Genomic DNA, 26,480 nt, shown 5'->3' on the forward strand with positions numbered 1-26,480 from the left:
GTTGCACCTGCCGCTCGGTGGCGAGTGACCGGGCTGCGGTCGGCCGACCGGGCGATACGCGGATTCCACGCCGCGCGGCTTTGCCCGGGCGGCGTCCGCCGCGCCCCAATGTGGCATTGGGTGCATCTGACGCACCCAATGCGGCGTTGGGGCGCGGCGGACGCGCCCGACCCGCCCTCGATTCCTGCCCCAAGAAGTGCGCTGAGCTGCGAGTTCCCACCCCGACCCCGATTCCTCCCCACTCCCGGACCCCATCCCCTTAGGGGTCCGGATCGTCCCGCGGAGCGATGTGCCCCGGCCCCGCACGTGGTGACATAGAGGTACGAACCCAAACGGGAGGGGAACACGATGACCGCACCTGTCACTCACCGGCTGAGCCGGCCGCGGGAGGGGCGCATGATCGGCGGCGTCTGCGCTGGGCTGGCCCGTCGCTTCGGGACCACGCCGGGCAAGATCCGGGTGCTCGCGCTGGTCTCGTGCCTGCTGCCGGGGCCGCAGTTCATCGGATACCTGATCCTGTGGGCCATCATCCCCAGCGACTGACCCGCTGGGCGCGCCGTCTGAGGGGGCGGCCGCACGCGACGACTGATCGGCCCAGATCGGGCCGCCGCAAAGCCCGCAAAAGCCATTGAGATCGATCGGCCCTCTTCCGCCACCAAACGGGAGGGGGCCAGTCTCATTTCCGCTCGGCGGAAAACCGCTCCCACGCCGATTGCCGCGTCACGCCGAGCGCCTCGCCGATCCTCGCCCACGCCACTCCGCGCGTGCGCAGCAAATCCACCTGCTCCTGGATCCGCGCGTCCGTCTGCGCGCTGACCTTCGCCATCCGCGGGATGCTCTCCAGGATTTCCTCATCCGTTTTCCGCTCCCACAGCGTCACCTCGGGCGTCCCGGGCTCGTGTTCCCCGGCCAGGATCTGGCCGCACAGTCCGACACAGCCGTCGCAGATGTAGACGCCGGAGCCGGCGATCAGTTTGGCCACCTCGTCGGCTGGTTTCAGGCAGAACGAGCAGTACGAAGACATCACAACCTCCCAGTGTCAGGGATAGCCTGACACGTCAGGGTCAGCCTGACAAGTCACTGCTGGGCGCGCAGCGTTTCGATGACCTCCTCGTCCCAGCGGTGCGTCCGGATCAGCCGGTACCGCTCGCAGGCGACCCACAGGTACGCCTCGGCCTCGGTGCGGTCGCCGATCAGGTCGGCTTGCCGCAACATCGCCACCACCGGTGTGAATTCCTCGTCGAACCAGCGTTGCGCAACGGTCGCGCGGTCGGTGAACCTGCCTTCGTCTTGCATGAGCCGGAAACCCCACGCCTCGACGTGTTCGCCGAGTTGCGCGTAGTTCCACGGATCCGTCACCAGCACCGAAGCGCGGGCATGGCCGGACAGCGGCACTCGTTCCAGGAACAGCCGCCGGTAGTCCTTCACGATCAGGTCGCCGCGATACCGGATGCCGCTCGGGTTCAGCTTGGTGCGCACGGCGATCACCGAAGCTTCTATTGTGGACAGTCCCTGCGCCAGCGCGACCGAAACCCGGTGGTGGCCATCGATAATGAAGTGCAGTTCGCCGATCCGGTACACCTCGATCGGCGGGATCGCCTCGCCTCGGCGGGCGGCCAGCGCGAGCCGCTCCCAGCGTTGCCGGACGCGGGCGGACGTCGGGCGGAAGCGGCGGTCGAAGTCGCGGCTTCGGTCGACGGTGCCGACGATCGAGTCCAAAGTGATCACTCGCGTCCCGATCCGCGCTTCGCTGACGTAACCGAGTGCCTGCACCACTTCGTGGAACGGCAGCATGATGTTGACGTCGTCGGGTTCCCGGCGCAGCCACGTGGAAAGCCGCGACAGCACCTGCCGCCGCCGGGCTCGCAGGAAGTCGTTTTCGGCGTCGGCACGCGGGAAACCGGTCGGTCGGGTCATCGCGGGAACTCCATCACCTGATAGCCCACCACATTGCGGATCCGGGTGCGGCCGGCCACGCGGTCGGGCACCGGTTCGCCGTGCGGGTGGATGTGTCCGTGCAGCAGCCACTGCGGCCGCAGGGTTTCGATCGTGCGGTGCAGACAGGAGAAACCTTGGTGCGGCGGATCTTCGCGGTCGCCGAGATTCCGCGGCGGCGAATGCGTCAGCAGAATGTCGATTCCGTTGCCGTCCCGCCATTTCCGCCACCGGAAACGCCGTTCCAGCCGCCGGGCCCGGCGCGCCTGCTGGCGTTGCGTCCATTGATTCGGGCCGTCGCGGTAGCGGATCGAACCGCCGAGCCCGGCGATGCGCAGCCCGGCGACGTCGACGATCCGGCCGTCGGCGTTGATTCCGCCTGCGGGGCCGGGCCATTCGGTCGGGAAACCGTCCTTCATGGACAGTCCGCCGTAACGGGTGAAGCCGCTCAGGTCCGGATCGTGATTGCCCGGAACGAACACGCACGGCACGTCGAGCATGCCGGCGAGGTGCTCGAGATAAGCGAACGGCAGATCGCCGGCGGCCACGACGAGGTCGACCCGCAGCGAGCGGACCGCCGGGGTCCACAGCCGCTCGTCGGCCTCGTCGGCCACCACCAGCGCTTTCGGCATGCGCCAAGGTTACGGCGCACGCGGCGTCACTTCATGCCGTGCGCGAACCCGGGGTTGAGCGCGATCATCGCGACGATGCCGACGATCCACATGAGGCAGAGGGCCAGAGCCCAGAACTTGAGGTTGGACAGCAACCGGGACATGACGAGACAAACCTCCTGCTACCGGGGGAAGAAAGGGGGACCGCGAGGGCGGCTACAGCCAGCCGTTCTTCCGGAATATTCGGTACAGCAGCAGACAGATCGCGAGAATGATCGTGACCACGATCGGATAGCCGAACTGCCAATGCAGTTCGGGCATGTAGTCGAAGTTCATGCCGTAGATGCCCGCGACCATCGTGGGCACCGTGATGATCGCCGCCCACGCGGTGATCTTGCGCATGTCGGTGTTCTGCTGCAGCGAGATCTTCGCGACCGTCGCGTCGACCAGGGTGCTGAGCAGTTCGTCGAACGCCGCGACGCGTTCGGACACCGTCGCGAGGTGGTCGGCGACGTCGCGGAAATACGAGCGGACCTCGTCCGGCACCAGCCGCGTGTAGCCCTCGGCGAGCCGCGACACCGGCGTGGCGAGCGGGACCACCGCGCGCCGCAGTTCGAGCACTTCCCGCTTCATCAGGTAGATCTGCTCGGCGCTCACCGACGAACGCGGCGCGAACACCTGCGCCTCGATCTCGTCGATGTCCGCCTCGATCCGGCTGGTGACCTCCAGGTAGTGGTCGACCACGTGGTCGGCGATCGCGTGCACGACCGCCGCCGCGCCGAGGGCGAGCCGCTCCGGGTCGTCGTCGAGGTCGCGGCGCAGCCGGGCGAGGCCGGAGTGGTTGCCGTGCCGGACGGTGATCACGAAATCGCGGCCGAGGAACACCATCAGCTCGCCGGTTTCCACGATCTCGTTCGCCGTGGTCGGCGACTGGTGCTCGACGTAACGGACTGTCTTCAGCACCAGGAACAGCGTGTCGTCGTAGCGCTCCAGCTTCGGCCGCTGATGCGCCTCCAGCGCGTCCTCGACGGCCAGCTCGTGCAGCCCGAAGGTCTCCGCGATGCCCTGGATCTGGTCGGCATCGGGCTCGTGCAAGCCGATCCAGACGAACCCCGCGTGCCGCTTGCGCACCTCGCGGATCGCCTCCGCGTGCGTCCAGCGCCCGGGCAGCCGCTTGCCGTCGACATACACCGCGCAATCGACGACGTAGGCCGACAGCGGCACCGGGATCGGCCGCTCGAGGCTGGCCTTGGCCCGGCTGTTGCCGCGGCCGCGAAGGCCGCCTAGCGAGGGAATGGCAGGCATGGGTTCTCCTGGGCAGACGTTCGTGGAACACGAAGACGACGGCCAGGCGGACTGGGTCCGTCCGGCGGCACCGTGAGTTCCCGGACGCGGGCCTACCAGGAAGGAAGAAGGCCGACCGGCGAGGCGGGAACGCACGTACTACTAGGGAGCGGACTATCACCACTGCTCATGGGCGGTTCCTCACCTCCTTTCGGCCGGGGCACGCCAGGGCGTGCGAAGTGGCAGGGGTCGCGTTGACGCGCGATCACCGATGGTCGAGGGTACTCCTCACCACGGATACGTGTCGCACCTGGTTCGGCAGGTGTTACCCGGACAGGAGGCGCATGCGTGCAATTCGGCCGGTATTACGAGGAGTTCGAGGTCGGCGCGGTCTACAAGCACTGGCCCGGCAAGACCGTCACCGAATACGACGACCATCTGTTCTGCCTGATCACGATGAACCACCACCCGCTGCACCTGGACGCGCACTACGCGGGCGAGACGACCGATTTCGGCAAGAATGTCGTGGTCGGCAACTACATCTACTCGCTGCTGCTCGGCATGTCGGTGCCCGACGTGTCCGGGAAAGCCATCGCGAACCTCGAGGTCGAATCGCTCAAGCACGTGAAGCCGACGTTCCACGGCGACACGATCTACGGCGAGACCGAGGTGCTCGACAAGACCCCGTCGAAGTCCAAGGACGACCGGGGAGTGGTGTACGTCGAGACGCGAGGGTACAAACAGGACGGCACCATCGTGTGCATATTCCGGCGCAAAGTGATGGTGCCGAAACGGTCCTACGGCGACACCCGCGGCGGCGAACAGCCCGGCCGCCCGACGCCGCACGAGTGATCGATCCGCCGCGAAGAGGAGCACGGGTGGCCATCGCCCTGGAGAAGATCAAGCAGACGCTGCGCAGGTTCGCCGAAACGGAGGCGCGCGGGGTTTCGCCGCTGTACGACCACCTCGCCACGCACGCGGCCGAGGACGACGACGTCGCCGCGCTCCTGACTGACGCTCGCGGCGGCGAAGCGCGCGGGACGTTGCTGTTCGCCGCCGCGCACCGGCTGGTGCAGGCGGACCCGATCCATCCGCTGTCGCGGTACTACCCGTCGGTCGGCGGTTTCGACGGCGTCGACAGCGAGACGTGGCCGTTGTTCCGCTCGTTCCTGCTGGAGCGCGCGGACCAGGCCCGCGAGATCATCTCGACCCGCTACACGCAGACGAACGAGGTGCGCCGCGCCGCGCTGCTGTACCCGGCGGTCGCTGCGGCGGCGAAGGAAGCGGGCGGCAAGATCGCGCTGCTCGAGGTCGGCTGCAGCGCGGGATTGCTGCTGGGGCTCGACCGGTTCGGCTACCGCTATCAATGCGACGGCGGCGAGCAGCTCACGGCTGGCCCGGCTAAGGCCGCGGTCGGGCTGCACTGCGCGATTGACGTCGCGGCTGGTGCGAAGTTGCCCAAGCTGCCCAAGAAGGTCGCTGTCGCGGCTCGAGTGGGCCTGGACCGGGCTCCGGTGGACCTCTCGGACGAGGACGAGCTGGCGTGGCTGGAGGCGTGCGTCTGGGCCGATCAGGTCGACCGGATCCGGCTGCTGCGGACGGCTGCCGCGGAACAGCGGAAGCACACGCCGGAGCTGATCGCCGGGGACGCGGTGGACGACCTGGCTTCGGCGGCCGCGCGGTTGCCGGCGGAACTGCCGCTGGTGGTGCTGACGAGCCACGCGCTGGCGTACGTCTGGGACCGGCGGGCGGACTTCGTGGCCGAACTGGGACGGCTGTCCTCGACCCGGCCGGTGTGGTGGGTCAGCCAGGAGTTCTACAAGGCCGGGCTGGAAACGGTCTTGCCCGGACGCGACGACCTCTCCTCGGGCGACTCGGCTGAGAGCGAGCCCGCGATGGCGGTGCTGGGCCTGACGACCTGGATCGACGGGAAACCCGAGGCCCGCGCGCTGGCCCGGACGGCGCCGCACGGCCAGCGGATGACCTGGCTGCCCTGAGCTGTCTTGTGAGTGGCGATCGCGGTTCTCATCGGGATCGCCACTCACGACGGCCCCCGGCACCCTGCGTAACCTGTGTCACATTCACCCCATCAGTCACAGTGCTCCGCGGTGGCCGGGATGCCCGAACCGATGCGCGTCCGGCGATATCGAATAAGCGTTCCGCGCATTTTCCGTGCTCATCGCGGATGCTTGAACGCCTGCGAAACTTTCCGACAACTCCGCAATCCGTTCCGAATCGCGGACGCGGCGCGGGGCAATGCGTAAATAACCGCTCTGAGTTACGCGGTCGGCACCTGATTCCAGTCACGCAGGGTTATCAGGAGCTGGTCCACCAGGTGGCCCGCTTCGTCTAAATTGACCAGTTCGGCCGAGTTGACCCACTGTGCGTCGGAGGCGTCGTCGCCCGCGGTGAGGATTCCGCCGGTCCACGTGCATTCGTAGTCGTGGATGTCGTAGGCGCCGCGGACGACGGACCCGGCCAATGTGTGCGGTCTCACGTCCAGTCCGGTCTCTTCGCGAAGCTCCCGGACCACCGCTTCGTGGTCCGTTTCGCCCGGTTCCACGCGCCCGCCGGGCAGCGACCACTGGCCTTTCCCTGGATCGTTCGCGCGCCGGATGAGCAGGAGTCTGCCCTGGTCGTCGAACACAATGCCGCCGACGCAGCGTTCGAGATGAGCCATCCCGCGAACGTAGCCGACCCCGGCCGCACCCCCTAGCGTCCGGGAACCTGTACACGGAGAGTAGCCGTACGGTACACTTCGAGCGCCTGGCTGACCCATGCGCGGGACTTTCCTCCCGCGTGAGTGGTCAGTGCGGTACAACGTAGAAAGTCAGTTTTCCGGGTGTCATGGAAGAGACGGGATTGATCGCTGTGAACGCGAAGAAGCTTGCGGGACTCGTGGGTATCGCGTTGGTGCTGTTCTTCGTGATCGCTCAGCCGGGCCATGCTGCTGGTCTTGTCAGCAACATTGTGGACTTCCTCCGCAGCTCGGCCGAATCGGTGATCACGTTCGTCAGCAACATCTTCCACTGACGACAGGGGATACCCTCGGACTATGTTCGCGCCACGCGACCCTGACGAGTACCTCCTCGACACTGAGCGGCGGGTCATCCGGATCCGCCGCCACTGGGCGGTGCTCCTCTGGGACACGTTCGAGGCGGCCGCGCTGCTGATCGTGTGCGTGCTGGTGTCGTATCTGCTGCCGCCCTCGATGTGGGTGGTGCAGAACATCCTCTGGTACGTCGCGCTGGCGGTGGTGCTGCGGTTCGCCTACGTGATCATCGAATGGTGGGTCGAACGGCTGGTCGTCACCGACAAACGGTTCGTGATGACCACCGGCGTCTTCACCACCAAGGTGCTGATGATGCCGATCAGCAAGGTCACCGACCTCACCTACCAGCGTTCGGCCTGGGGCCGGATGCTCGGCTACGGCACGATGGTCGTCGAGTCGGCGGGCCAGATCCAGGCGCTGAACCGGATCGACTACCTGCCGCGGCCCGAGGAGTTCTACGACACGATCTCCGAGCTCGTGTTCGGCGACAAGCAGAAGCAGGCCGAACGGTTCTCGATGATCAAGGCACAGCGCGCGGCGCGGGGCAAGAAGCCGGTCGGCTGACCCCGGGCGCGTCGGCACTGGTCCCGGCGCCGAGGTGACGCAGCGCATCGTCGAGAATAGGTCCGATGCGCATCGACCTGCACGCCCACTCCACGGCCTCCGACGGTACCGACAGCCCTGCCGAGCTCGTCGGCGCCGCTGCGCGTGCCGGTCTCGACGTCGTCGCGATCACCGACCACGACACCACCGCGGGCTGGGAACCGGCCGCCGCGGCCCTGCCCGCCGGGATGACGCTCGTGCCGGGCGCCGAGCTGTCGACGGTCTCGATCGACCCGGACACCGGCTACGAGATCAGCGTGCACCTGCTCGCGTATCTCTTCGACCCGACCGCGCCCGCGATCGTCGCGGAGCAGACGCGGCTGCGCGTCGAACGGCGCACCCGGTTGCGGCGGATGGCCGAGCGCATGGCCGCCGACGGCCTCCCGGTCGACGCCGACGAGATCCTGAGCCTGCTGCCCGCGGACTCGCCCGCGGGACGGCCGCATCTCGCGCAGGCGCTCGTCCGCGCGGGTCTGGTCAGCTCCGTCGACGAGGCTTTCGCCGACTACCTGCACAGCCGCCGCGGCTACTACGTCGCGCGCCGCGACACTCCGGTCGAGGAAGCGATTGACATGGTCAGCGCGGCCGGCGGGGTTACCGTGATCGCGCACCCCTTCGCCTTCAGCCGCGGCGCGACGATCAGCGAGGACACCCTCCGCGATCTGACGGCTCGCGGACTGACCGGCGTCGAGGTCAACCATCCCAACCACGATCCGGCGACCCGGGCGCGCACCCGCGAGCTGGCCGACGAGCTGGGCCTGATCCGCACCGGGTCCAGCGACTACCACGGCACGAACAAGACCATCGGGCTCGGCCAGGAGACGACCGAACCGGACCAGCTGGAGGAATTGGTGGGGCGGGCGACCGGCTTCCAAGTGGTGAAGGGCTGAGATGGCCGTCTCGGATTTCTTCGACGCGAAGCTCTTCATGAGCGCGACGATCACCCTCGTCGTGATCATGGACCCACCCGGCACGGTGCCGGTGTTCCTGAGCCTGGTCGGCCGCAAACCGATGGCCACGCGGGTGAAAGCGGCCCGGCAGGCGGTACTGGTGTCGCTGCTGGTCATCTCGCTGTTCGCGGTGGCCGGGCAGGCGATCCTGGCGTACTTGGGGATTGGGATTCCCGCGCTTCAGGGTGCCGGTGGCCTGCTGCTGTTGCTGATCGCGTTGCAGCTGCTCATGGGCAATGCGGGGAGTAATGAGCCCGAGGCGGCTGAGGACGTCAACGTCGCCCTCGTTCCCCTTGGCACGCCGCTGCTGGCCGGTCCTGGCGCGATCGCGGCGACCATCGTGTTCGTCCGCCAGGCCGACGGTCATCTTGGCGCGTACATCGCGCTCGCGCTGGCGATCGTGACCGTGCATTTCGTGCTGTACACCTGCATGCGGTTCTCCGGCGTGGTCATCCGGCTGATCAAGGAAAGCGGCATCACGCTCCTGGCGAAGATCGCCGGCCTGCTGCTCGCCGCGATCGCGGTGGAGCTGGTCGCGAATTCGGTGCAGGGCTTCATCGCGGGCGGCTAGCCCACGCCGGAAAGTGTCGGTGGGGGTGCGTAGCGTGGGCGTCGATGGAAGGGGGCGGCGTGAAAGAACAGATGGGGTTCGACTTCGGCGTCGAGCAACCGCAACGGCTCACCAAGGTGTCGCCGGCACGGCTGAGCACTTTTGACGATTGCCCGCGCCGGTACCGGCTGGCTTATCTCGACCGGCCGACGCCGCAGCGCACCGGGCCGTGGGCGCACAGCACGCTGGGCGCGGTGGTGCACAACGCGTTGCGGGCGCTTTTCGACCTGCCAGTGGCGAAACGAACGCCGCAGCGCGGGATCGCGCTGGTGTCCGAGCATTGGAAGGACGCCGGTTTCGCCGACGACGACCAGGCCGCGCGCTACCGAGCGCGAGCGAAGGGCTGGGTCGCGGAGTACGTGGAGGACAACGACGTCAGCGACGATCCGGTGGGATTGGAACGCTGGGTCTCCGCGCCGGTCAGCACCACGGGCGGCCGCCCGACGATGATCATCGAGGGCAGGGCCGACCGCATCGACCAGCGCGGCGGCGAACTGGTGATCGTGGACTACAAAACCGGCCGCCGCGCGCCGGACGAACACGAGGCGAGGGCTTCGCAGGCGTTGGCGATGTACGCCGTAGCCTCGACGCGCACTTTGCGCATGCCGTGCACGAAGGTCGAGTTGCACCATTTGCCGTCCGGCACGATCGCCGCGGCGGAACACACCCCGGAAACCCTGAAGCGGCACCTGGAACGCGCCGAGGAGACCGCCGGGGATTTGCGGTTGGCAGCAGATACCCTTGAGGCAGGCGGTGACGGAGACACGTTGTTCCCCGCCCGCCCCGACCGCCGCTGCGCATGGTGCGACTTCCGCCCGAGCTGCGTGGCGGGACAGCAGACCGCTCCTGCCGCGCAACCGTGGGATTTGCTTGCGCCGTAGGGGATTTCCCGAGACGTGGATGGGACCCGAGGATCGTGGCGTCACCGGAGATCGAGAAAGCGGGCCGGCGTGAGTCTGGGACCGGTTCTGAGTCTGGCGCAGGTGCTGGTGCAGGTGCTGGTGCCGGCCCGGCCGGGGCTCGTGCCGGTGGCGAGGCGAGTGGTGCTAGCCGGAGTCGCGGCGCCGCGGTTGACAGGCTGGGGGTTCGCGGGATAGCGAGGAAGGATTTTGCCGCTGTGGCAACGGATCTTGCCCCCGGACACGGCGGGGTTCGTGACGGACGCCGTGCCGAGGACGCCAGCGCTCATGCGGGGAACGACCGCGCGGACAGCGATGGCGCGGGCGACGCGACGTTGAACGATGGCGGTGCCGATGTACACGGTGGCGCGACAGCGGATGCCAGCGTTCATGCGGGACGAGGCCGTGCGGGCAGCGACCGCGCGGGCGCGCGCGACGCAACGTTGAACGGCGGCGGTGCATCGCACGGCCATGCGGTCGAGGACCGTGCAGGAGCTGATTCGGCGGCGGAGAAGCGCACGGCAGCGGCGTCACGGAGTTCGGCGCGGGATGACAACGCCGCGGAAGGTTACGCGGCTGGGGTTATCCATGACTCAGCGTCGGCTAACGGCGCTGACGTAGGCGGCGCTGGTGCGGTTATGCATGAGTCGACGTCGGCTGACGGCACTGAGGCGAGTGGCGCGGCTGCGGTTATCCATGACTCGGCACCGGCTAACGGCGCTGACGTAGGCGGCGCTGGTGCGGTTATGCGTGACTCAACGTCGGCCAACGGCACCGAGGCGAGTGGTGCGGCCGAGGTTATCCATGACTCGACGTCGACCAACGACACCGACGTAAGACCCGCGGCTGCGCTTAGCCACGAAACAACCGAGAAACACAGCACAACCAGCGGCGATGAAGCGCCAGTCGAAGCGGCACCCGCGCACCCCGGGCCCTCCGCGAGGCCGAAGGCTCGCGGGCGGTGGTGGCGAGGGTTCACCGGATCCGTCGCAGCGGGGATGGCGGTCCTGGCCATCGGGGTGCTGGTAGTCGGCGGGTTGTGCCTAGTGAACGGAGCGTCCGGACCCGGCGTGCTCAAGCTGGTCGGACATCCCCTCGCCGCAGTGATTGCGCTTGCGCTGCAACGAATCGCCGACCGTCGGGTCGGGAAAGTGGCGGCGGTGGCGGGGGTTGGCGTAGTGGCCGTCGCGGCGGCGGCGTTCTGCGTGTTGTGGTGGTTCTGAGGCGGTCAGTGCAGGGCGGCGACAGTCGGGCCGCGTTGTTCCAGCAGTACTGGGCCCAGTGCAGTGAGGCGGATCGGGCCCGCGTAGGCGCCGCGGTCGACGCCGACTGTGCGTAGCGTTGCGCCGTTCGTTTCGTTCAGTACGGCCAGGCCGCCGCGGATCGGGACTACCAACTGGGTCGCGAAGGTGATTCCCGGGCCGAGCGTGCCGTCCAGGGTCCAGCGGGGCGAAAGGTCGTCTCGGGACAGCGCGACGGTTTTTGAGCCGGTGTACCAGTAAATCCCGGCCGCGGTACGGGTCGTCGCTTCGGTGCCGCCGGCCGGGTCGTTCGCTACGTCCGAGGCGGGGAGATCCATGGGGTAGGCGGCTTTTTGCGAACCGTCCGCGCCGTAGACGACGTACAGCTTCTGATCCGGCAGCAGGACACCGGTGAGGTCGCCCGACATCGCGATCACTCGGGCCCGCTTGCCGGCCAGCAGGGCGGTGTAGGTGACCTTCGGTTCGTCCTCGTGCTCGGCGGTCGCCTTGTAAATCGTCAGGCGATCCGTGCGGTCGCCTGGGCAGCGTTCGATGACGCCGATTTTGTCGGCGGCCATTGCTACAGTTCCGTAAGTGCAGTTGGGGCGCGGTTGCTTGTTCGCATTTTGCAGGAACGGGACTTTGCCGTACTCCATGCTCTTCACGAGATCGTCGCGCCACGTGTCGAGGAGATGTTTGCCGGTGGTCGTGACGTGGCTGCCGTCGCTGACCAGGCGCGTGCCCAGTTCGGCGTCGCCGTTGCGCTGGGCGGTGATGCGGCCGGTGGCGGGGTCGAGCTGAGTGACCTCGCTGCAGCCCATTGCCTTGTGGTACACGGCGTTCACCCGGCCCCAGGCGGCGTCCACAGTGCACAGTTGCAGGTTTTCGCGGGTGTAGTGCCAGCGGACCTGCCCGGTGAGCGGATCGCGTCCGGCGACCTCGCTGCCGTCCGCGGTGGTGACGGTGTCGGACTGTCCGATCGGGATGGGCGTCGCCGAGCTCGGGGCCTGCCACAGCTGCGTCATCGACCCGGGGACGGCCGTCGGCGGCGAGGGGAGGGCGTGCGGCGGATCGGCCAGGGCGCGGCTGGTGTGCAGGTTGTCGCTGGTGCCGGCGACGATCGCGGCGACCACCGCGACCACGACGACGATCGCCCCCGCGATCACCCGGTCCCGGCCCCGGTTCCACGGCGAGCGGCGGGCTTTCCCCGGCGGCGCAACGGGATCCGCGGCGGATCGGCGGGGGAGGAGGTTCTCGGAACCGTAGGCGGGGGTGCTGGTGACCCCGGCGTCGGTGACGCGCGCGATCGTGCCGGTTTGTTCCTCGGGGGTGACCGGCGGGATCGCCGCATGGGCAGCTGCGTGCCGGGGAGCCGACGCGGTCGGTTCGGCAGAAGCCTGTTCGGTGGCTGGCGCGACGGGGTCTGCGGCCTGCGAGCCGGGCGCAGCTGACGCGGAGGTGTTTCCGGCAGAGTCGCCGGAGACTGGCGCGGCGGAGCTTGCAGCGGCGTCGGCTGGCGTGACTGGGTCCGTTGCGTGGGAGCCGGGAACGGCTGGGGCAGCGGGGCCGGCCGAGGCTGGCGTGGTGGAGCTTGCAGCGGCCTCGGTTGGTTCGCCGGAGGCCTTTTCGGTGCCTGGCGTGACAGGATCCGCTGCGTGGGAGCCGGGAACGGCTGGGGCAGCGGGTTCGGCCGAGGCTGACGCGGCGGAGCCTGCAGCGGCCTCGGCCGGTTCGGAGGAGGCTGCGTCAGAGCGGCTACCCGAGGCTGCCGAGGCCGGATTGGCACCCGGTGAAGTCAGTTCCGCGGAAGCCTTCTCGCCCGTGCCGCTGGAAGCCTGCAGACCGGTGTCCCCAGCCGACGGAGCAGCAGAGGCCGACTCGTCCGAACCCGCCCCAGCACCCGAACCAGCATCCTCATCCGAGACGTGCGCCCCGGCCGGAAGGTCCGGCCGGGGGCGTTCGTCGGGATTCGCGGGAGTGCCCGCTACGTTCGATCCAGGTTCGGGGGGCGTTTCGCCGTTCCCGTGGTCGTTCACGTAACTGACTCCCCGGTGTGTCGCTCAGTCTGCCGACGCAGGTGTATCAGATGCGGACGGACGACGGCGACGGCGGCGGCGTGCCGGGCGGTCTCCGGTTTCGCCGGAGTCGGACGTCGTCGCGGGGGTGGCGTTGCCGGTGGACGTCGCCGGGCCGGTCGCGTCCGCTCCCGAGCGGGTGCGGCGGCGCGGGGTCCGGGGGCGGTCTTCCTGCTGGTCCGAACCCGACGAACTCGACGAACCCGACGAGGCGGGTGCGGCGGCGTCCGCGGCTTCGATAGCCGCGGCCGAGCGGGCGCCACCGCGGGTCCGCTTGCGCGGGGCACGGTTGCGCTTGCGCGGAGCCTCTTCCTCCGAAGCAGAAGGCGAAGCAGGCCCGGAAGACCCGCGACGGCCTCGGCGCTTGCCGCCCAGGTCCTCTTCCTTCTCCGCGGACAGGCCGGCTCGCGTGCGCTTCGACAGCGGCAAACGGCCCTTCGTGCCCTCGGGGATGCCCAGGTCGCTGAACAGGTGCGGCGACGACGAGTACGTCTCCACCGGCTCCGCCAGGTCCAGGCTCAGCGTGTCCGAGATCAGCTTCCAGCGCGCTTCCTCGTCCCAGTCGACAAGAGTGACCGCGACGCCCGTGCGGCCCGCGCGGCCGGTCCGGCCGATGCGGTGCACGTAGGTCTTCTCGTCCTCGGGGCACTGGTAGTTGATCACGTGCGTGACGTCGTCGATGTCGATGCCTCGCGCCGCGACGTCCGTCGCCACCAGGACGTCCACCTTGCCCGAGCGGAACGCGCGCAGCGCCTGCTCACGCGCGCCCTGGCCGAGGTCGCCGTGCACCGCGGCCGCGGCGAAACCGCGTTCGACCAGGTCGTCGGCCACCTTCTGGGCGGTGCGCTTGGTGCGGCTGAAGATCATCGTGAGCCCGCGGCCCTCGGCCTGCAGCGCCCGCGCGATCAGCTCCGTCTTGTCCATCGAGTGCGCCCGGTAGACGAACTGCGAGGTGCGCTCGTGGATCGCGCCGGCGTCGTTCTCCTCGGCCCGGATGTGCGTGGGCTGGTTCAGGAACGTGCGCGCGAGCGTGATGATCGGGCCCGGCATCGTGGCGGAGAACAGCATGGTCTGCCGCTCGTCCGGGACCATCCGGAGGATCCGCTCGATGTCCGGCAGGAAGCCGAGGTCCAGCATCTCGTCGGCCTCGTCGAGGACGAGCCCGCGGATCTTGCCGAGCACCAGATGCTGCTGTTCGGCGAGGTCCAGGAGCCGGCCGGGCGTGCCGATGACGACGTCGACGCCCTTGCGCAGCGCCTCGATCTGCGGCTCGTACGGCCGTCCGCCGTAAATCGCCAGCGTGCGGATGCCGAGGTGCTTCCCGGCGCCCTTCAGGTCGTTCGCGACCTGGATGCACAGCTCGCGCGTGGGCACCACGACCAGCACCTGCGGGGTGCCGTCGCCGGGCACCTCGACGCGGTGCAGCAGCGGGACGCCGAAGCCCAGCGTCTTGCCCATGCCGGTGCGGGCCTGGCCGATGAGGTCGTCGCCCGCCATCGCGAGCGGCAGGGTCAGCGCCTGGATGGCGAAGGTGCGCTCGATGCCGGCTTCGCCGAGCGCTTTGACAATTTCGGGTTTCACACCGAACGACGCGAACGTCGGCGACTCCTCGGTCACCGGGGCACCGGCCTGCAGCGGGTGCGACGTGTCCAGCGCGGCCGGTCCGTTTTCGCTGTGCTCGAGGGCGACAGCGGCGGTGGCCTGCGCGGTTTCGGTCTGTTCGGTTGTGGACTGTTCTGCGGTCAGGGTGATCGCCTCTCTCGTGACCAGCGCGCACAGGCCGGTTGTCACTCGACACTCGACCGGGGGCCTGACTCGCACCTGCGGCCTCGTCTGCTGGAGGCCAGTGGTGCCGGAGCCGCCCTCCCGGGAATGCCGCTAGGAGGCGTGCACGCACACTTGCGGTGAACTCCGGTCGCTCTGGTGGCGCCAGCCGTTCGCCTGGTTCCCGCCGCTCCCGGGACCGCTGGGAAAAACGCGGTCCGGCGCGGCGAAGCTCTGTTTATCCGTCCGCAGTGTACCTGGTCAGCTGTTTTCCGGGGAATACCGGGAGCGGCGGCGCGGCGTGGGATCGGTCTCTTCGCGGCGCGGGCCTGCGGTTCGGCGATACCCTCGTCGCCGTGACCGACCCCGCTGAAGCCAGGCCTGCAGAAACCCCAGCGCCCGCCTCTTCTTCATCTGCGATCAGCGAAGGCGTCGTCGACCTGCTCGGCGTGATCGCCTACCTGGAGCTGTCCGCGTTCGACCGGATGGCCGAGGACGCCCGCAGCGCGCCGACGCTCGCCGGCCGCGCCGCGCTCGCCTCGATGGCCGCCGCCGAGATCGGGCACCTCGATCTGCTGACGAAGCATCTGGCCGCGAACGGCGTCGCGGTCGAGGACGCGATGGCGCCGTTCGTGTCGCAAGTGGACGCGTGGCACGGCTCCACCCGGCCAAAGTCGTGGCTGGAATCGCTGGTCAAGGCGTACGTCGGGGACGGGCTCGCGGCCGATCTCTACCGCGAGATCGCGAGCTGGCTCGACCCGGAGACCAAAGACCTGGTGCTGACCGTGCTCGCCGACACCGGGCATTCGGCGTTCGCCGAGCGCGAAGTCGCGGCCGGGATCAAGGCCGATCCGAAGGCCCGCGACAAGCTCGCGCTGTGGGGGCGGCGGCTGCTCGGCGAGGCGCTCACCCAGGCGCAATACGTGGTGGCCGAGCGCGATGGCCTGGCCGAACTGATCGTCGCGGGCTCCGGCGATCTCGCGGGAATCGGCGCGCTGTTCCGCCGGTTGCAGCAAGGGCACACCAAGCGCATGCAGGCGCTGGGGCTGGGCTGAGCGAGTGGTCGCGAATCACCTGCTGGTCGCACGCCACCGGGGCGGCCCGCTTCGGTTAGCCTTGCCGGGCGTAGTCACAACGAGTTTTCAGCGGAGGTCCCACGTGGAGGTCAAGATCGGCATCAAGGACACGCCGCGCGAGCTGGTGGTGTCCAGTGGCCAGACTCCCGAAGAGGTGGAGAAGCTGGTCGCCGAGGCCCTGACGGCCGGTGACGGGCTCTTCCGCCTCAACGACGAGAAGGGCCGCAAGTACCTGGTCCCGTCCGACCGCATCGCGTACGTCGAGATCGCCCCGTCCGACGTCCGCAAGGTCGGCTTCGGCGTCGGCGACTGAGCCAGCCGGGCTTCAACGGTCCGTGAAGGGCCCCTTGAGGGAATCAGATTCCCTCAAGGGGCCCTTCACGGCTTTTCGGGGACTGGTCAGGCGGTGGCTTCCTCGACCTCGGCCAGCGTCTTCGGGACCGCGAACGGCGGCGTGGACGTGCCGGTGAGCCGGTAGCGGCCCCACGGGTCCGGATCGGACAGCTCGCCCTCGGCGGTGTGCTCGCCGATCCGCACCTCGCACGCCTTCTTGCGCCCGCCGACCGTCTCGGCCAGCTTCGGGTCCGCGGCGACGCGGCCGTACCAGTGGTAATACCCGTCGATCGGCTGGAAATAGCCGCGCAGATCGACGTCCGCGGTGATCTCCGTGCCGTCGACGACCAGGGTCGCCGCGCCCGTGTAACCGTCTTCGTCGCTCATCCGGGGTCCTCTCGTCAGCCTGCGTCGGTGTCGGCGGCGTCTGCGGTGTCGTTCTCGGTGCGTCCGAGCTGGACGACCTTGTTCTCCTCGAGCGGCAGGTTCGGGTCGATCACCACGCCCTGCTGGCGGGTGAGCCCGTCGATCGCCGCCCAGATGATCTGGGTGAGGTACTCGACCACCGAATCGCGGCCCATCGAGCGCCGGTCCAGCCACCATTCGCCGGTGCTCTGGACCATGCCGACGATCCCGTGCGCCCACGGTTCGGCCGCGCCGGAGTCCATGTTGAACATCCGCATGTAGTCGCCGAGCAGCGCGGTCAGCGCGGTCGCGATGACCTCCTTGTCCTCCGCGACGACGTCCGAATCGGTGGTTTTGCCCGGCAGTCCGCCGTGTGCCAGCAAGCGGTACAGGTTCGGGTGTTCCTCGATGACGCCGAAGAACGAGTCGAGCGCCATCCGGATCCGCGGCACCGGCGCGAGTTCCGCGTTGATCGCCGGGATCAGCCGTTCGAAAAGGATCTCCGTGCCGCGCTGGCCGAGTGCGACGTACAGGTCGGCCTTGTCCTCGAAATGCCGGTACAGCACGGGTTTCGTGACGCCGGCTTCCGCGGCGACGTCCTCCATGCCGAGGTCTGGACCGTGCGCGTCGAGCGCGCGCAGAGCCGCTTCGACGAACTCCGCGCGGCGGGCGATCCGGTGCTTGCGCCAGCGATCGCGGCGGGCGTCACCAGTACTGCCGCTGCTCGGTTCGGTGTCGGCTGCCTGCTTGCCGGACTGCTTGCTGGAGCGCTTGACACGTTCGATCACGAAGGTCATGCTACCAGAGGTAACTGTTACCGCAGGTTACATGTTCTGCGGCGACAGGCGGGACGCGGCTTCTCGATTCAACGGCGAGTCAGGCGCTGGAAGGGGCTGATGATGACGCGGACGCTCAAGGTGACCGACCGGGAGGCGACGGCACAGCGGTTGCTGAAGTCGGCGGCGAACAAGTTCTACGACCCGGACGTCGACATCGACTGGGACGCGCCGCTGGTCGAGGGCAAGCGGTACATCCTGCCGGAGCGCTCGTCGCTTTACGGCACTCCGCTGTGGGACCGGCTGAGCCCGGAGCAGCGGATCGAGCTGGGCAAACACGAGATGGCCAGCATCGCGACCACCGGGCTGTGGTTCGAAATCCTCTTGATGCAGATGCTGCTCAAGGAGGTCTACGAACAGGACCCGACGACGGCGCACGCGCAGTTCGCGCTCACCGAGATCGCCGACGAATGCCGGCACTCCACGATGTTCGCGAGGATGTCCGCGCGGATCGGCTGCCCGACCTACGGTCCGGTGCCGGTGCTGCGGCAGTTCGCGAAGCTGATGCCGACCATTTCCTACGGCCCGGCGCGCTACGGCGCGATCCTGGTCGCCGAGGAGGTGCTCGACCGGCTGCAGCGCGAGCAGATGAACGACGAGGAGATCCAGCCGCTGGTCCGGATGGTGAACCGGATCCACGTGCTGGAGGAGGCGCGGCACGTCACTTTCGCGCGGGAGGAAGTCACTCGCGGGATGGCGAAGCTGGGTCGCGCGGAGGTCGCCTACCAGCAGTTCAGCATCGCGTTGATCTCGTACTTCGTGACGCGGGCGTTCATCAACCCGAACGTCTACAAGGCGGTCGGGATCCGGCCGCGCGAGGGCGTCGAGACGGCGTTGAACAACCCGCACTGGCGCGCGACTATCGCGTGGGCGGGGGAGAAGATCATGCCGTTCCTGCAGGAGTCCGGTCTGGTCGGGTTGCCTGGGAAACCGTTCTGGCGCAAGTCCTTTCTGTTGCCGGAGGGCAAATGACTACCGTTGAGCGGCTCCGCAATCCGGCGCGGGAGCATCGGTTTGTGACCAGCGATGGCTGTGCGCTGCACGTCGAACCGAGCGGCCCTGCGGATGCTGCGGTGACGCTGGTGCTGGTGCACGGCTGGACGCAGGACCACCGCACGTGGGACGGCGTCATGGACCACCTCGGCCCTGGCGTCCGGACGCTGCGCTACGACCTGCGCGGGCACGGCGGTTCCGCGCCCGCGACCAAGGAAACCGGGACGATTCCGCGGCTGGCCGACGATTTGGCCGAGCTGATCACCGCTCGCGTGCCGTCGGGTCCGCTGGTGCTCGCCGGGCATTCGATGGGCGGCATGACCATCATGGCGCTGGCCGAGCGACATCCCGAACTGGTCCGCGACCGGGTGGTCGGGACGGCGTTCGTGGCGACGTCGTCGGGGCAGATGGACCGGATCACGTTGGGGCTGCCCGGAATGGCGGGCCAGTTCTCCGCGCGGTTCGAGCGCCGGCTGGCGAAAGCGTTGTCGCACCGCAAGGGCGAGCGGCTGCCGTTGAGCCCGGCGATGGTGCGTTCGGGCGCGCGGTTCCTCGTTTTCGGCGATCACCCGCGCCGCGCGGACCTTCGGCTCGTGGCGGATCAGCTGTTGTGTGCGCATCCGGCGAGCCTCGGTGCGTTCCAGGACGCGATTTCGACGCATGACTGCCGGGTCGCGCTGGCGACTCTGCGGGGCACCCCGTCCGTAGTGCTGGCGGGAGAGAAAGACCGGCTTTGCCCGCTTCCGCACGCGAAAGTGATCGCGGACGAGCTGCCGGATGCGGAGTTTGTCCGGTTCCCCGGGGCTGGCCACATGCTGCCGCAGGAGCGGGCGGGCGAGGTCGCGACGCGAATCGGGGCGTTGCTGCGCGTCTCGTGAGTGTTTATGCCGGTTAGAACCGGCATAAACACTCACGAGAGCCACACATTCGTAACCGTGCGCGTTCGCCTCTTTCGCGCTCGTACCTGACTGTCGGCTGTTCCCGGCCGCCCGGCGATGTCACGCTGGGTGGCTGGGATGTCGCCGACAGAACAGGACGGGCATGGGCCAGCCGCTGAGCGCGCACGTCAACCGGAGCCTGATGGCTATTTCCCGGCGGGCGGAGAGCGTGGACCGGCATACGCTGGCCAAAACCTTCGTGGTGGCCGGTTCGTTCTCGGCGATGCTGCATTCCGCGGACCATCAAATCCTGTACGGCCGCCGCGGCACCGGCAAGACGCACGCCCTGCTGTACCTGGCCGATCTGGTCGAAGAGACCCACGATGTCGCGGTATACCTGGATTTGCGCACGGTCGGTTCCACCAGCGGCCTGTACGCGAATCAGCAGCTGCCGGTGCCGCTGCGGGGTACTCAGCTGCTGGTCGACACGCTGGAAGCGGTGCACGAACAGCTGCTGACCACGGCGATCGAGACCAGGGTCGCCGACCAGGAAGACCTGCTGCAAGGCCTGGACGAGCTGACCGAGGCGGCGACGACGGTCGAGGTCGTCGGCAATGTCGAGCGGGAGACGACCGTCGGCGGTGCCACGGAGAAGTCGACTGGTGCGGGCGCTTCCGCGTCCTGGGGGCCGGGCGGTCCGCGCGGTCAGGTGACGTTGTCGGGCAGCAGCCGTCATTCGGTTACGGCGTCGGATCGGTTGCGGCGCACCGGGATCGAGCATCATCAGGTCATCTTCGGGCCGCTCAGCCGGGCGCTGGCGCGGATCACGGCCGCGTTGGCGCCGGCGCGGCTGTGGCTGCTGTTGGACGAGTGGAGTTCGATTCCCCTTGAGCTGCAACCGTTGCTGGCGGATCTGCTGCGCCGCAGCGTGCTCCCGACTCGCGGGGCGACGGTCAAGATCGCAGCGATGGAACGCCGGTCCCGGTTCCGTGAACCGGGCTGCGAAGGCGATTACGTCGGCATCGAGGTCGGCGCGGACGCGGCCTCCGCGGTCAGCTTCGACGACGTGCTCCTCTTCGACCACGGCCGAAGCCAGTCGAGGCAGTTTTTCGCCGAGCTCTTCCTCAATCACGTCCGACCGCGGATGCCGGTGACCGACGATCCCGCGGAATTCGTGGCCACCGCGTTCAGCCGCACCGCTTTTCCCGAACTCGTGCGCGCGGCCGAAGGCGTGCCCCGGGACGCGATCAACATCGCCGCGTTGGCCGCGCAGCACGCGAACACGGCGACCATCGGCATCCGGCATGTCCGGCAGGCCGCGCAAGATTGGTACCTGCGCGACAAATACGCCGCCATCGCCGGGAACGAACCGGCGTTGACACTGCTCCGCTGGCTCGTCGACGAGGTGGTGGGCCGTCGGCGTTCCCGCACTTTCCTGCTCGAACACACTGGTGGCGCGCAGGATTCGGCGATGCGCGATCTGTACGACGCCCGGCTCGTGCACCTGGTGCGGCGCGGCATCGTCAGCCGGAAGCGGCCGGGAACGCTCTACGACGGGTTCGCCATCGACTACGGCTGTTACGTCGCTTTGTTGTCCGACGGAGAACAACCGTCCCGGCGAAGCAAATCCGACGCCTGGCTGACCGATCCGTGCGGTGCGCTGCCGGATCATCTCGAGCAGTTGCTGGTGGAACTGCCCGGAGCGGCCAGATCGGTGCCACGGCAGCGAAAACCGCGCGAGTGAGCTAGCGGAGCCGTTCGAGGGCGGCGACGGTGGCCGGGACGTCTTCCCAGATCGGGGAGTGCCCGGTTTCGACGGTGACGAGTTCGCTGTCCGGCAGGTGGTCGACAAGGTGCTGGGCGTCGGCGAGAGTGCGGGCCCGGTCGTGGATTCCGTGCAGCACCGTGACCGGGCAGCGGATCGACGCCAGCCGCGGCGTGAGGTCCAGATCCCGTTGGCTCGTCAGGACTTCCAGCGCGGCTTCGGCCGGGACCCGGGCGGCGTAGCCGAGCAGTTCAGCGCGCAGGTCCGGCGGCAACGGCACGGCGAAGGACCGGTCGAGCACGCCCGCGCGCAGGTCAGGACCCCAGGCGGAGGCGATCGCGGCGAGGATCCGGTCGACGTCGCCGTGGCCGCGCATGTGCGCGCCGGTGTTCGCGAGGAGCAGCCCGGACACCAGATCCGGCCGGGTGGCCGCGACGACCGTCGCGATGCAGCCGCCGGTCGAGTGCCCGATCAGCGTGACCGGGCCGCCGTCGTGCTGCTCGATCCGGGAAGCGATCCGCGCCGCGATGTCCTCGATCCGCCACGGACCTGGCGCGGTCATCCAGTCGACCGCGTCCAGTTCGTCGGACAGGGCGGCCGCCAGCGGTGCGTAGATTCGCGGGCTGCAGAGCGTGCCCGGCACCGCCACGGCGGGCACGGGCTCAGTTGTCCTTGAGCGGGAACCCGCCGCCGATGCCGCGCCACGCGAGGTTCGCGGTGAGCGCCACGGCGTCCTCGCGGCTCATCGACTGGTTGTGCTGCAGCCAGTAGCGCGCGCTGACCTGGCTCATCCCGACCAGGCCGACGGCCAGCAGGCGGGCCTTCTCCTCGTCGAGACCGGCGTCGGAGGTGATCGTCTCGGTGATGGCCTCGACGCTGGCCGAGGTCGCGCGGTCCACCGCCTCCTGCACGGCGGGCTCGCCGCGCAGGTCGGACTCGAAGACCATGCGGAACGCGCCGGCGTCGTTGTTCACGAAGTCGAAGAACGCGCCGACCGTGGCCGGGACGCGCTGGCGGTTGTCGCTGGTGGAGTTCAGCGCGCCCTGCACGCGGCCGACGAGGTCGTCGACGTGGCTTTCCAGCAGCGCGATGTACAGGTCGAGCTTGCCGGGGAAGTGCTGGTAGAGCACCGGCTTGCTGACGCCGGCCTCCTCGGCGATCTCGTCCATCGCCGCCGCGTGGTAGCCGTGCTCGGCGAAGACGCGCTGCGCGGCCGTCAGCAACTGGGCCCGGCGCTCGGTCCTCGGCAACCGGACGCCTCGTTGCAGTCGCGCCATCTCCGTCATTCTTCCTCCGTCCGCAGCCTTCGCCGGGCGGGTTCACCACCGCGTGAAGTGAACCTGACATTACTCGTGGGTACGCCCGAAATGCCAAGGGTCAGGCATCCTGGACTCGTGACGACCACGACCTCCCGCCCCACGGCCGCGGCGGCGGTCCGCCCGCCGGTGACCCAGGTGCCATTGTCGACTACGCCCCTTCCGCCGCTCGACGGGGCGCTGCCTGCCTGGCCGGGAACGGTCGAGGACGGCCTGCACATCCGGCACACGCCCGGCCCGGACGGCACGCCCGCGGTGTACGTGCACGGGCTCGGCGGATCGTCCACGAACTGGACCGACCTCGCCGCGCTGCTCGCCCCGACCGCTCCCGGACAGGCCGTTGACCTGCCCGGATTCGGCTATTCGGAACCGGCGGAAGGATTCGCGTACGGCCTCGACGACCACGCCGAGGTCATCGCGAGCCGGCTGGAGCAGATCGGAAAGCCGGTCCACTTGCTCGGCAACTCGATGGGCGGCGCGATCGCGCTGCTGCTCGCGGCGCGGCGCCCGGAGCTGGTGAGAACTCTCACCCTGATCTCCCCGGCGATGCCGGACCGCCGCCCGGACCCGCGCCGGCTGTCGGATCCGCTGATGGCGCTGGCCTACCTCCCGGTGGTCGGCGCCCGGGTGCGCCGCCGGATGGCCGGGATGACCGCCCGCGAACGCGCCGCGCAGGTCATCAAGCTGTGCTTCCACGATCCGTCGCGCTTCCCGGACGCCCGGCTGGACGAACTGGTCGAGGAGCACGCCGCGCGCGCCGGCTTCCCGTGGGCGCTGGCCGCGATGGAGCGGAGCACGTTCGGCATCTTCCGGCGCTGGACCGCGCTCGGCTCCGCGTCGCTGTGGTCGGTCGCCAAACAGGTCGAGGCGCCGACGCTGGTGGTCTGGGGACTCCACGACCGGGTGATCTCGGTCAAGCGCGCGCTGCGGACCGCGCAGACGATTCCGCACGCCCGGATGCTGGTGCTCCCGCGCACCGGACACGTTGCGCAGATGGAACGTCCGCAGGTGGTCGCGCGGGCCGTGCTCGGTCTGTGGGAGGGCGCGGACCGGGGCTCCTGGTAGCTCGAACGGGGGACCGCGGATCGCCGGGGAGCCCGCCAGTCGCTGCCGGGAACGTCGCCGCCGTGTGGCACCCTGGATCGGTGGACCGGCTGAAGCAGGACGCGCGAGCGAAAGACCGGCGGGGCCCGACCGCCGGGTCGGCCCGGCGTTCAGGGTCTTCGGTGTCATCCGGGTCTTCCGGTTCGAGCGATCCGGAGTCCGACTCTCCGCGCGTCGGCCAGTACCGGCCCGCGCGCAAGCCCGCCCAGCGCGTGGGCGAGGACCGATACCGGCCAGGCGGACGGCGGACCAGCGCGGAGCCGCTCGCGGCCGCCTGGAAACCCAAGGACGACGCCGAGAAGCGCCCGGCTCCGAAGAAGAAGCAGCGGTCGCCGTTCGGCCGGTTCGTGAAGACTTACGGCTGGCGCGTGTACGCGCTGCCGATCCTGGCCGTGATCACCGTGCTGGTCGCGGTCAACACCGCCACCGGCCCGTCCGACGCGGGTACGGCGGGCAGCAGCGGCGAGGTCGCGTCCGGCGATTCCTCCTCGGGCTCGATCGACGGTGGCGGCGGCATCCCGGAGAACCCCGCGCAGCCGGTGAACCTCAACGTGCCCACCGCTGACCTGCCCAACGGCGGCAATTTCACCCAGGCAGGCAAGGGCACCTGGCACGTCGTGCAGGGGTCCGGCGACGTCGTGGGCAAGTCCGGGAAGCTCTACACCTACACCGTCGAGGTCGAGGACGGCATCGATCCGGCGAGCTACGCCGGAGACGACGGCTTCGGCACCGCGGTGCAGGGCATTTTGTCCGATCCGCGCAGCTGGACGTGGAACGGCGAGATCCGGTTGCAGCGGGTCGACGCGAGCTACCCGAACCCGAGTTTCCGGGTGAGCCTCACCACGCCGGAGACGACGCACCGGGCGGACGCGTGCGGGTTCCAGATCAAATTCGAGGCCTCGTGTTACCGGCGCACCATGGGCCGGGTGCTGATCAACCTGTCCCGCTGGGTGCGCGGCGCGAAGGTCTACGGCTCGGACATGACGGGGTACCGGCAGTACGCCATCAACCACGAGGTCGGGCACGCGCTGGGCAACAACCACGTGGGCTGCCCGGGAAACGACCAGCCCGCGCCGGTGATGATGCAGCAGTCGTTCGGCGTCGCCGACGACTACGTCGCGATGCTCAACAACATCCCCGGCGGCGACCGGGGCAAGGTCGCCGCGGACCATCACGTGTGCAAGCCGAACGCGTGGCCGAACCCGACCCCGCCGGGCCAGTAACAGAGTCTCACCATCTGGGAGCGGGGAAGTCCCTCTTGCCAGCGCGCGTTGGGGATACTGGGATCGACTACGCGACCCGCGCGAGTATGGAGGACCCGATGTCAGACACGGCACTGCCGCCGCTCGTCGAGCCGGCAGCCGAGCTCACCAAGGAAGAGGTGGCCCGGTACAGCCGTCACCTGATCATCCCGGACGTCGGGGTGGTCGGGCAGAAGCGGTTGAAGAACGCGAAGGTCCTGGTCATCGGTGCGGGCGGCCTCGGAAGCCCGGCGCTGCTGTACCTGGCGGCCGCCGGCGTGGGCACGCTCGGCATCATCGACTTCGACGTCGTCGACGAATCCAACCTGCAGCGCCAGGTGATCCACGGCCAGTCCGACGTCGGCAAGCTCAAGGCCGCGTCGGCGCAGGAGTCGATCGCCGAGATCAACCCGCTGGTCAAGGTGCACCTGCACACGGAGCGTCTCGAATCGGCGAACGCGCTGGAGATCTTCGAGCAGTACGACCTGATCCTCGACGGCACCGACAACTTCGCCACCCGCTACCTGGTCAACGACGCAGCGGTGCTGCTCGGCAAGCCGTACGTGTGGGGTTCGATCTTCCGGTTCGAAGGCCAGGTGAGCGTCTTCTGGGAAGACGCCCCGAACGGCAAGGGTCTCAACTACCGGGATCTCTACCCCGAGCCGCCGCCCCCCGGCATGGTCCCGTCGTGCGCCGAAGGCGGCGTGCTGGGCGTGCTGTGCGCGTCGATCGGCTCGATCATGGTGACCGAGGCGATCAAGCTCATCACCGGCATCGGAGAGCCCCTGCTCGGGCGCTTGATCTCCTATGACGCGCTGGAGATGAAGTACCGCGAGGTCAAGATCCGCAAGGACCCGGAGACCCCGAAGATCACCGAACTGATCGACTACGAGGCCTTCTGCGGCGTCGTGTCGGACGAGGCCGCCTCGGCCGCCTCCGGCAGCACCCTGACCCCCGCGGAACTCAAGGCCAAGTTCGACGCAGGCGAGGACTTCGCCCTGATCGACGTCCGCGAGCCGCACGAGTACGAGATCGTGAACATCAAGGGCGCCACGCTGATCCCGAAGGACCGCATCCTTTCCGGCGAAGCCTTGGCGGAACTGCCGCAGGACAAGCCCATCGTCCTGCACTGCAAGTCCGGCGCCCGCTCGGCAGAGGCCCTGGCCGCCCTGCACGCAGCCGGTTTCAAGGACGCCACCCACCTAGGCGGCGGCGTCCTGGCCTGGGCAAGGCAGATCGACCCAAGCCTGCCAGCCTACTGAGCAAAGACGAGTCCGTGAAGGGCTCCTTGAGGGAATCTAATTCCCTCAAGGAGCCCTTCACGGCTTTCGAGCGCGCGACGATTGTCCGTGAGGGCCACCTTCACGAACTCTGAATCCCTCAGGGTTCCCCTCACGACCAACGAACCGCAGCCGACGCACCCCACCGCTGGAGCCACCCACCCCGCCCCCAACCCCGATACGAAGCCTCCTCTGCGGTTCGGGGGTGCTTGTCAAGGCATCTTTCCCG

General features: G+C 68.8%; 28 protein-coding genes. 17 read left to right on the top strand and 11 right to left on the bottom strand.

Translation table 11 applies throughout. The features are described 5' to 3' along the window. The first annotated feature begins 348 nt into the window (after window positions 1-348). Window positions 349-543 (top strand): PspC domain-containing protein, encoded by a 195-nt coding sequence (locus ACFXI3_RS36775; RefSeq protein WP_344288589.1) that lies wholly within the window; start codon window positions 349-351, stop codon window positions 541-543. Between the two features lie 133 nt (window positions 544-676). On the opposite strand, the gene ACFXI3_RS36780 is transcribed toward ACFXI3_RS36775, so the two are convergent. The 4 genes from ACFXI3_RS36780 to corA form a co-directional block, all read right to left on the bottom strand. Continuing rightward, window positions 677-1,024: a ClpX C4-type zinc finger protein gene (locus ACFXI3_RS36780; protein WP_378405907.1), complete on the bottom strand. Its 348-nt coding sequence runs from the start codon at window positions 1,022-1,024 to the stop codon at window positions 677-679. A 53-nt stretch (window positions 1,025-1,077) separates the two neighbouring features. Further along, window positions 1,078-1,917 carry a chromosome partitioning protein ParB gene (locus ACFXI3_RS36785; RefSeq protein WP_344288587.1) on the bottom strand — a complete coding sequence of 280 codons (840 nt, stop codon included), beginning with the start codon at window positions 1,915-1,917 and terminating at the stop codon, window positions 1,078-1,080. After that, window positions 1,914-2,567 (bottom strand): metallophosphoesterase, encoded by a 654-nt coding sequence (locus tag ACFXI3_RS36790; protein ID WP_378405909.1) that lies wholly within the window; start codon window positions 2,565-2,567, stop codon window positions 1,914-1,916. Before ACFXI3_RS36790 ends, ACFXI3_RS36785 begins: the two co-directional genes overlap by 4 nt. 195 nt (window positions 2,568-2,762) lie before the next feature. Then, entirely contained in the window at window positions 2,763-3,851 is a 1,089-nt protein-coding gene (gene corA / locus ACFXI3_RS36795; RefSeq protein WP_378405911.1) for a magnesium/cobalt transporter CorA, read from the bottom strand. A gap of 327 nt (window positions 3,852-4,178) precedes the next feature. Between corA and ACFXI3_RS36800 the strand changes: the two genes are divergently transcribed. Both ACFXI3_RS36800 and ACFXI3_RS36805 read left to right on the top strand, forming a co-directional pair. Beyond that, entirely contained in the window at window positions 4,179-4,682 is a 504-nt protein-coding gene (locus ACFXI3_RS36800; RefSeq protein WP_037815874.1) for a MaoC family dehydratase, read from the top strand. A 32-nt stretch (window positions 4,683-4,714) separates the two neighbouring features. Further along, complete coding sequence (locus ACFXI3_RS36805; protein WP_378405931.1) at window positions 4,715-5,827, top strand: DUF2332 domain-containing protein; 1,113 nt, start codon at window positions 4,715-4,717, stop codon at window positions 5,825-5,827. Window positions 5,828-6,108: 281 nt separating this feature from the next. Here the strand turns inward: ACFXI3_RS36805 and ACFXI3_RS36810 are convergent, their stop codons facing one another. After that, a complete protein-coding gene (locus ACFXI3_RS36810; protein ID WP_344288579.1) occupies window positions 6,109-6,510 on the bottom strand; it encodes an NUDIX hydrolase in 402 nt (133 codons plus the stop codon). A 167-nt stretch (window positions 6,511-6,677) separates the two neighbouring features. On the opposite strand from ACFXI3_RS36810, the gene ACFXI3_RS36815 reads away from it, so the two are divergent. From ACFXI3_RS36815 to ACFXI3_RS36840, 6 genes are all read left to right on the top strand, one after another. Next, window positions 6,678-6,863, top strand: coding sequence for a hypothetical protein (locus ACFXI3_RS36815; RefSeq protein ID WP_037815868.1), 186 nt, complete (start codon window positions 6,678-6,680; stop codon window positions 6,861-6,863). Window positions 6,864-6,885: 22 nt separating this feature from the next. Next, window positions 6,886-7,446, top strand: a complete 561-nt coding sequence (locus ACFXI3_RS36820; protein ID WP_009072960.1) for a PH domain-containing protein — start codon at window positions 6,886-6,888, stop codon at window positions 7,444-7,446. A gap of 65 nt (window positions 7,447-7,511) precedes the next feature. Further along, window positions 7,512-8,375: a PHP domain-containing protein gene (locus ACFXI3_RS36825; RefSeq protein WP_378405914.1), complete on the top strand. Its 864-nt coding sequence runs from the start codon at window positions 7,512-7,514 to the stop codon at window positions 8,373-8,375. Window position 8,376: 1 nt separating this feature from the next. Beyond that, entirely contained in the window at window positions 8,377-9,006 is a 630-nt protein-coding gene (locus ACFXI3_RS36830) for a MarC family protein (protein WP_344288575.1), read from the top strand. 71 nt (window positions 9,007-9,077) lie between these two features. Beyond that, window positions 9,078-9,926, top strand: coding sequence for a RecB family exonuclease (locus ACFXI3_RS36835; protein WP_378405933.1), 849 nt, complete (start codon window positions 9,078-9,080; stop codon window positions 9,924-9,926). A gap of 1,016 nt (window positions 9,927-10,942) precedes the next feature. Next, window positions 10,943-11,167 (top strand): hypothetical protein, encoded by a 225-nt coding sequence (locus ACFXI3_RS36840; RefSeq protein WP_378405916.1) that lies wholly within the window; start codon window positions 10,943-10,945, stop codon window positions 11,165-11,167. A 5-nt stretch (window positions 11,168-11,172) separates the two neighbouring features. Here the strand turns inward: ACFXI3_RS36840 and ACFXI3_RS36845 are convergent, their stop codons facing one another. Both ACFXI3_RS36845 and ACFXI3_RS36850 read right to left on the bottom strand, forming a co-directional pair. Further along, window positions 11,173-12,492: a hypothetical protein gene (locus ACFXI3_RS36845; RefSeq protein WP_378405935.1), complete on the bottom strand. Its 1,320-nt coding sequence runs from the start codon at window positions 12,490-12,492 to the stop codon at window positions 11,173-11,175. Between the two features lie 753 nt (window positions 12,493-13,245). Beyond that, window positions 13,246-14,877 (bottom strand): DEAD/DEAH box helicase, encoded by a 1,632-nt coding sequence (locus ACFXI3_RS36850; protein ID WP_378405936.1) that lies wholly within the window; start codon window positions 14,875-14,877, stop codon window positions 13,246-13,248. A gap of 566 nt (window positions 14,878-15,443) precedes the next feature. On the opposite strand from ACFXI3_RS36850, the gene ACFXI3_RS36855 reads away from it, so the two are divergent. Further along, complete coding sequence (locus ACFXI3_RS36855) at window positions 15,444-16,079, top strand: ferritin-like fold-containing protein (protein WP_344288901.1); 636 nt, start codon at window positions 15,444-15,446, stop codon at window positions 16,077-16,079. A gap of 103 nt (window positions 16,080-16,182) precedes the next feature. Beyond that, a complete protein-coding gene (locus ACFXI3_RS36860) occupies window positions 16,183-16,413 on the top strand; it encodes a DUF3107 domain-containing protein (RefSeq protein ID WP_009072973.1) in 231 nt (76 codons plus the stop codon). 86 nt (window positions 16,414-16,499) lie between these two features. On the opposite strand, the gene ACFXI3_RS36865 is transcribed toward ACFXI3_RS36860, so the two are convergent. Both ACFXI3_RS36865 and ACFXI3_RS36870 read right to left on the bottom strand, forming a co-directional pair. Further along, a complete protein-coding gene (locus tag ACFXI3_RS36865) occupies window positions 16,500-16,820 on the bottom strand; it encodes a DUF4873 domain-containing protein (RefSeq protein ID WP_344288573.1) in 321 nt (106 codons plus the stop codon). 14 nt (window positions 16,821-16,834) lie between these two features. Continuing rightward, on the bottom strand, window positions 16,835-17,635 hold the full coding sequence (locus ACFXI3_RS36870) for a TetR/AcrR family transcriptional regulator (RefSeq protein ID WP_378405918.1): 801 nt from the start codon (window positions 17,633-17,635) through the stop codon (window positions 16,835-16,837). Between the two features lie 102 nt (window positions 17,636-17,737). Between ACFXI3_RS36870 and ACFXI3_RS36875 the strand changes: the two genes are divergently transcribed. The 3 genes from ACFXI3_RS36875 to ACFXI3_RS36885 all read left to right on the top strand — a co-directional run bounded on the left by ACFXI3_RS36875 (window position 17,738) and on the right by ACFXI3_RS36885 (window position 21,289). Beyond that, a complete protein-coding gene (locus ACFXI3_RS36875; RefSeq protein WP_067586114.1) occupies window positions 17,738-18,646 on the top strand; it encodes a diiron oxygenase in 909 nt (302 codons plus the stop codon). Beyond that, entirely contained in the window at window positions 18,643-19,545 is a 903-nt protein-coding gene (locus ACFXI3_RS36880; RefSeq protein ID WP_378405920.1) for an alpha/beta fold hydrolase, read from the top strand. The genes ACFXI3_RS36875 and ACFXI3_RS36880 overlap by 4 nt, the downstream gene beginning before the upstream one ends. Window positions 19,546-19,708: 163 nt before the next feature. Further along, on the top strand, window positions 19,709-21,289 hold the full coding sequence (locus ACFXI3_RS36885) for an ATP-binding protein (RefSeq protein WP_378405922.1): 1,581 nt from the start codon (window positions 19,709-19,711) through the stop codon (window positions 21,287-21,289). 1 nt (window position 21,290) lies between these two features. Here the strand turns inward: ACFXI3_RS36885 and ACFXI3_RS36890 are convergent, their stop codons facing one another. After that, window positions 21,291-21,968, bottom strand: a complete 678-nt coding sequence (locus ACFXI3_RS36890) for an alpha/beta fold hydrolase (RefSeq protein ID WP_378405924.1) — start codon at window positions 21,966-21,968, stop codon at window positions 21,291-21,293. Between the two features lie 4 nt (window positions 21,969-21,972). Further along, complete coding sequence (locus tag ACFXI3_RS36895; RefSeq protein ID WP_067585865.1) at window positions 21,973-22,596, bottom strand: TetR/AcrR family transcriptional regulator; 624 nt, start codon at window positions 22,594-22,596, stop codon at window positions 21,973-21,975. A gap of 108 nt (window positions 22,597-22,704) precedes the next feature. On the opposite strand from ACFXI3_RS36895, the gene ACFXI3_RS36900 reads away from it, so the two are divergent. The 3 genes from ACFXI3_RS36900 to moeZ all read left to right on the top strand — a co-directional run bounded on the left by ACFXI3_RS36900 (window position 22,705) and on the right by moeZ (window position 26,233). Continuing rightward, a complete protein-coding gene (locus ACFXI3_RS36900; protein WP_378405926.1) occupies window positions 22,705-23,691 on the top strand; it encodes an alpha/beta hydrolase in 987 nt (328 codons plus the stop codon). 80 nt (window positions 23,692-23,771) lie between these two features. Continuing rightward, window positions 23,772-24,953 (top strand): DUF3152 domain-containing protein, encoded by a 1,182-nt coding sequence (locus ACFXI3_RS36905; RefSeq protein ID WP_378405928.1) that lies wholly within the window; start codon window positions 23,772-23,774, stop codon window positions 24,951-24,953. 98 nt (window positions 24,954-25,051) lie between these two features. Next, window positions 25,052-26,233 (top strand): adenylyltransferase/sulfurtransferase MoeZ, encoded by a 1,182-nt coding sequence (gene moeZ, locus ACFXI3_RS36910; RefSeq protein ID WP_378405930.1) that lies wholly within the window; start codon window positions 25,052-25,054, stop codon window positions 26,231-26,233. Window positions 26,234-26,480 lie beyond the last annotated feature (247 nt).

This window comes from Amycolatopsis sp. NPDC059235, from assembly GCF_042754125.1.
Classification (GTDB): domain Bacteria; phylum Actinomycetota; class Actinomycetes; order Mycobacteriales; family Pseudonocardiaceae; genus Amycolatopsis; species Amycolatopsis albidoflava.

Coding starts and splice junctions, on each gene's coding strand:
- ACFXI3_RS36775 (WP_344288589.1), top strand. CDS start 349: ATGACCGCACCTGTCACTCACCGGCTGAGCCGGCCGCGGGAGGGGCGC.
- ACFXI3_RS36780 (WP_378405907.1), bottom strand. CDS start 1,024: ATGTCTTCGTACTGCTCGTTCTGCCTGAAACCAGCCGACGAGGTGGCC.
- ACFXI3_RS36785 (WP_344288587.1), bottom strand. CDS start 1,917: ATGACCCGACCGACCGGTTTCCCGCGTGCCGACGCCGAAAACGACTTC.
- ACFXI3_RS36790 (WP_378405909.1), bottom strand. CDS start 2,567: ATGCCGAAAGCGCTGGTGGTGGCCGACGAGGCCGACGAGCGGCTGTGG.
- corA (WP_378405911.1), bottom strand. CDS start 3,851: ATGCCTGCCATTCCCTCGCTAGGCGGCCTTCGCGGCCGCGGCAACAGC.
- ACFXI3_RS36810 (WP_344288579.1), bottom strand. CDS start 6,510: ATGGCTCATCTCGAACGCTGCGTCGGCGGCATTGTGTTCGACGACCAG.
- ACFXI3_RS36815 (WP_037815868.1), top strand. CDS start 6,678: ATGGAAGAGACGGGATTGATCGCTGTGAACGCGAAGAAGCTTGCGGGA.
- ACFXI3_RS36820 (WP_009072960.1), top strand. CDS start 6,886: ATGTTCGCGCCACGCGACCCTGACGAGTACCTCCTCGACACTGAGCGG.
- ACFXI3_RS36825 (WP_378405914.1), top strand. CDS start 7,512: ATGCGCATCGACCTGCACGCCCACTCCACGGCCTCCGACGGTACCGAC.
- ACFXI3_RS36830 (WP_344288575.1), top strand. CDS start 8,377: ATGGCCGTCTCGGATTTCTTCGACGCGAAGCTCTTCATGAGCGCGACG.
- ACFXI3_RS36835 (WP_378405933.1), top strand. CDS start 9,078: ATGGGGTTCGACTTCGGCGTCGAGCAACCGCAACGGCTCACCAAGGTG.
- ACFXI3_RS36840 (WP_378405916.1), top strand. CDS start 10,943: ATGGCGGTCCTGGCCATCGGGGTGCTGGTAGTCGGCGGGTTGTGCCTA.
- ACFXI3_RS36865 (WP_344288573.1), bottom strand. CDS start 16,820: ATGAGCGACGAAGACGGTTACACGGGCGCGGCGACCCTGGTCGTCGAC.
- ACFXI3_RS36870 (WP_378405918.1), bottom strand. CDS start 17,635: ATGACCTTCGTGATCGAACGTGTCAAGCGCTCCAGCAAGCAGTCCGGC.
- ACFXI3_RS36875 (WP_067586114.1), top strand. CDS start 17,738: ATGACGCGGACGCTCAAGGTGACCGACCGGGAGGCGACGGCACAGCGG.
- ACFXI3_RS36880 (WP_378405920.1), top strand. CDS start 18,643: ATGACTACCGTTGAGCGGCTCCGCAATCCGGCGCGGGAGCATCGGTTT.
- ACFXI3_RS36885 (WP_378405922.1), top strand. CDS start 19,709: ATGGGCCAGCCGCTGAGCGCGCACGTCAACCGGAGCCTGATGGCTATT.
- ACFXI3_RS36895 (WP_067585865.1), bottom strand. CDS start 22,596: ATGACGGAGATGGCGCGACTGCAACGAGGCGTCCGGTTGCCGAGGACC.
- moeZ (WP_378405930.1), top strand. CDS start 25,052: ATGTCAGACACGGCACTGCCGCCGCTCGTCGAGCCGGCAGCCGAGCTC.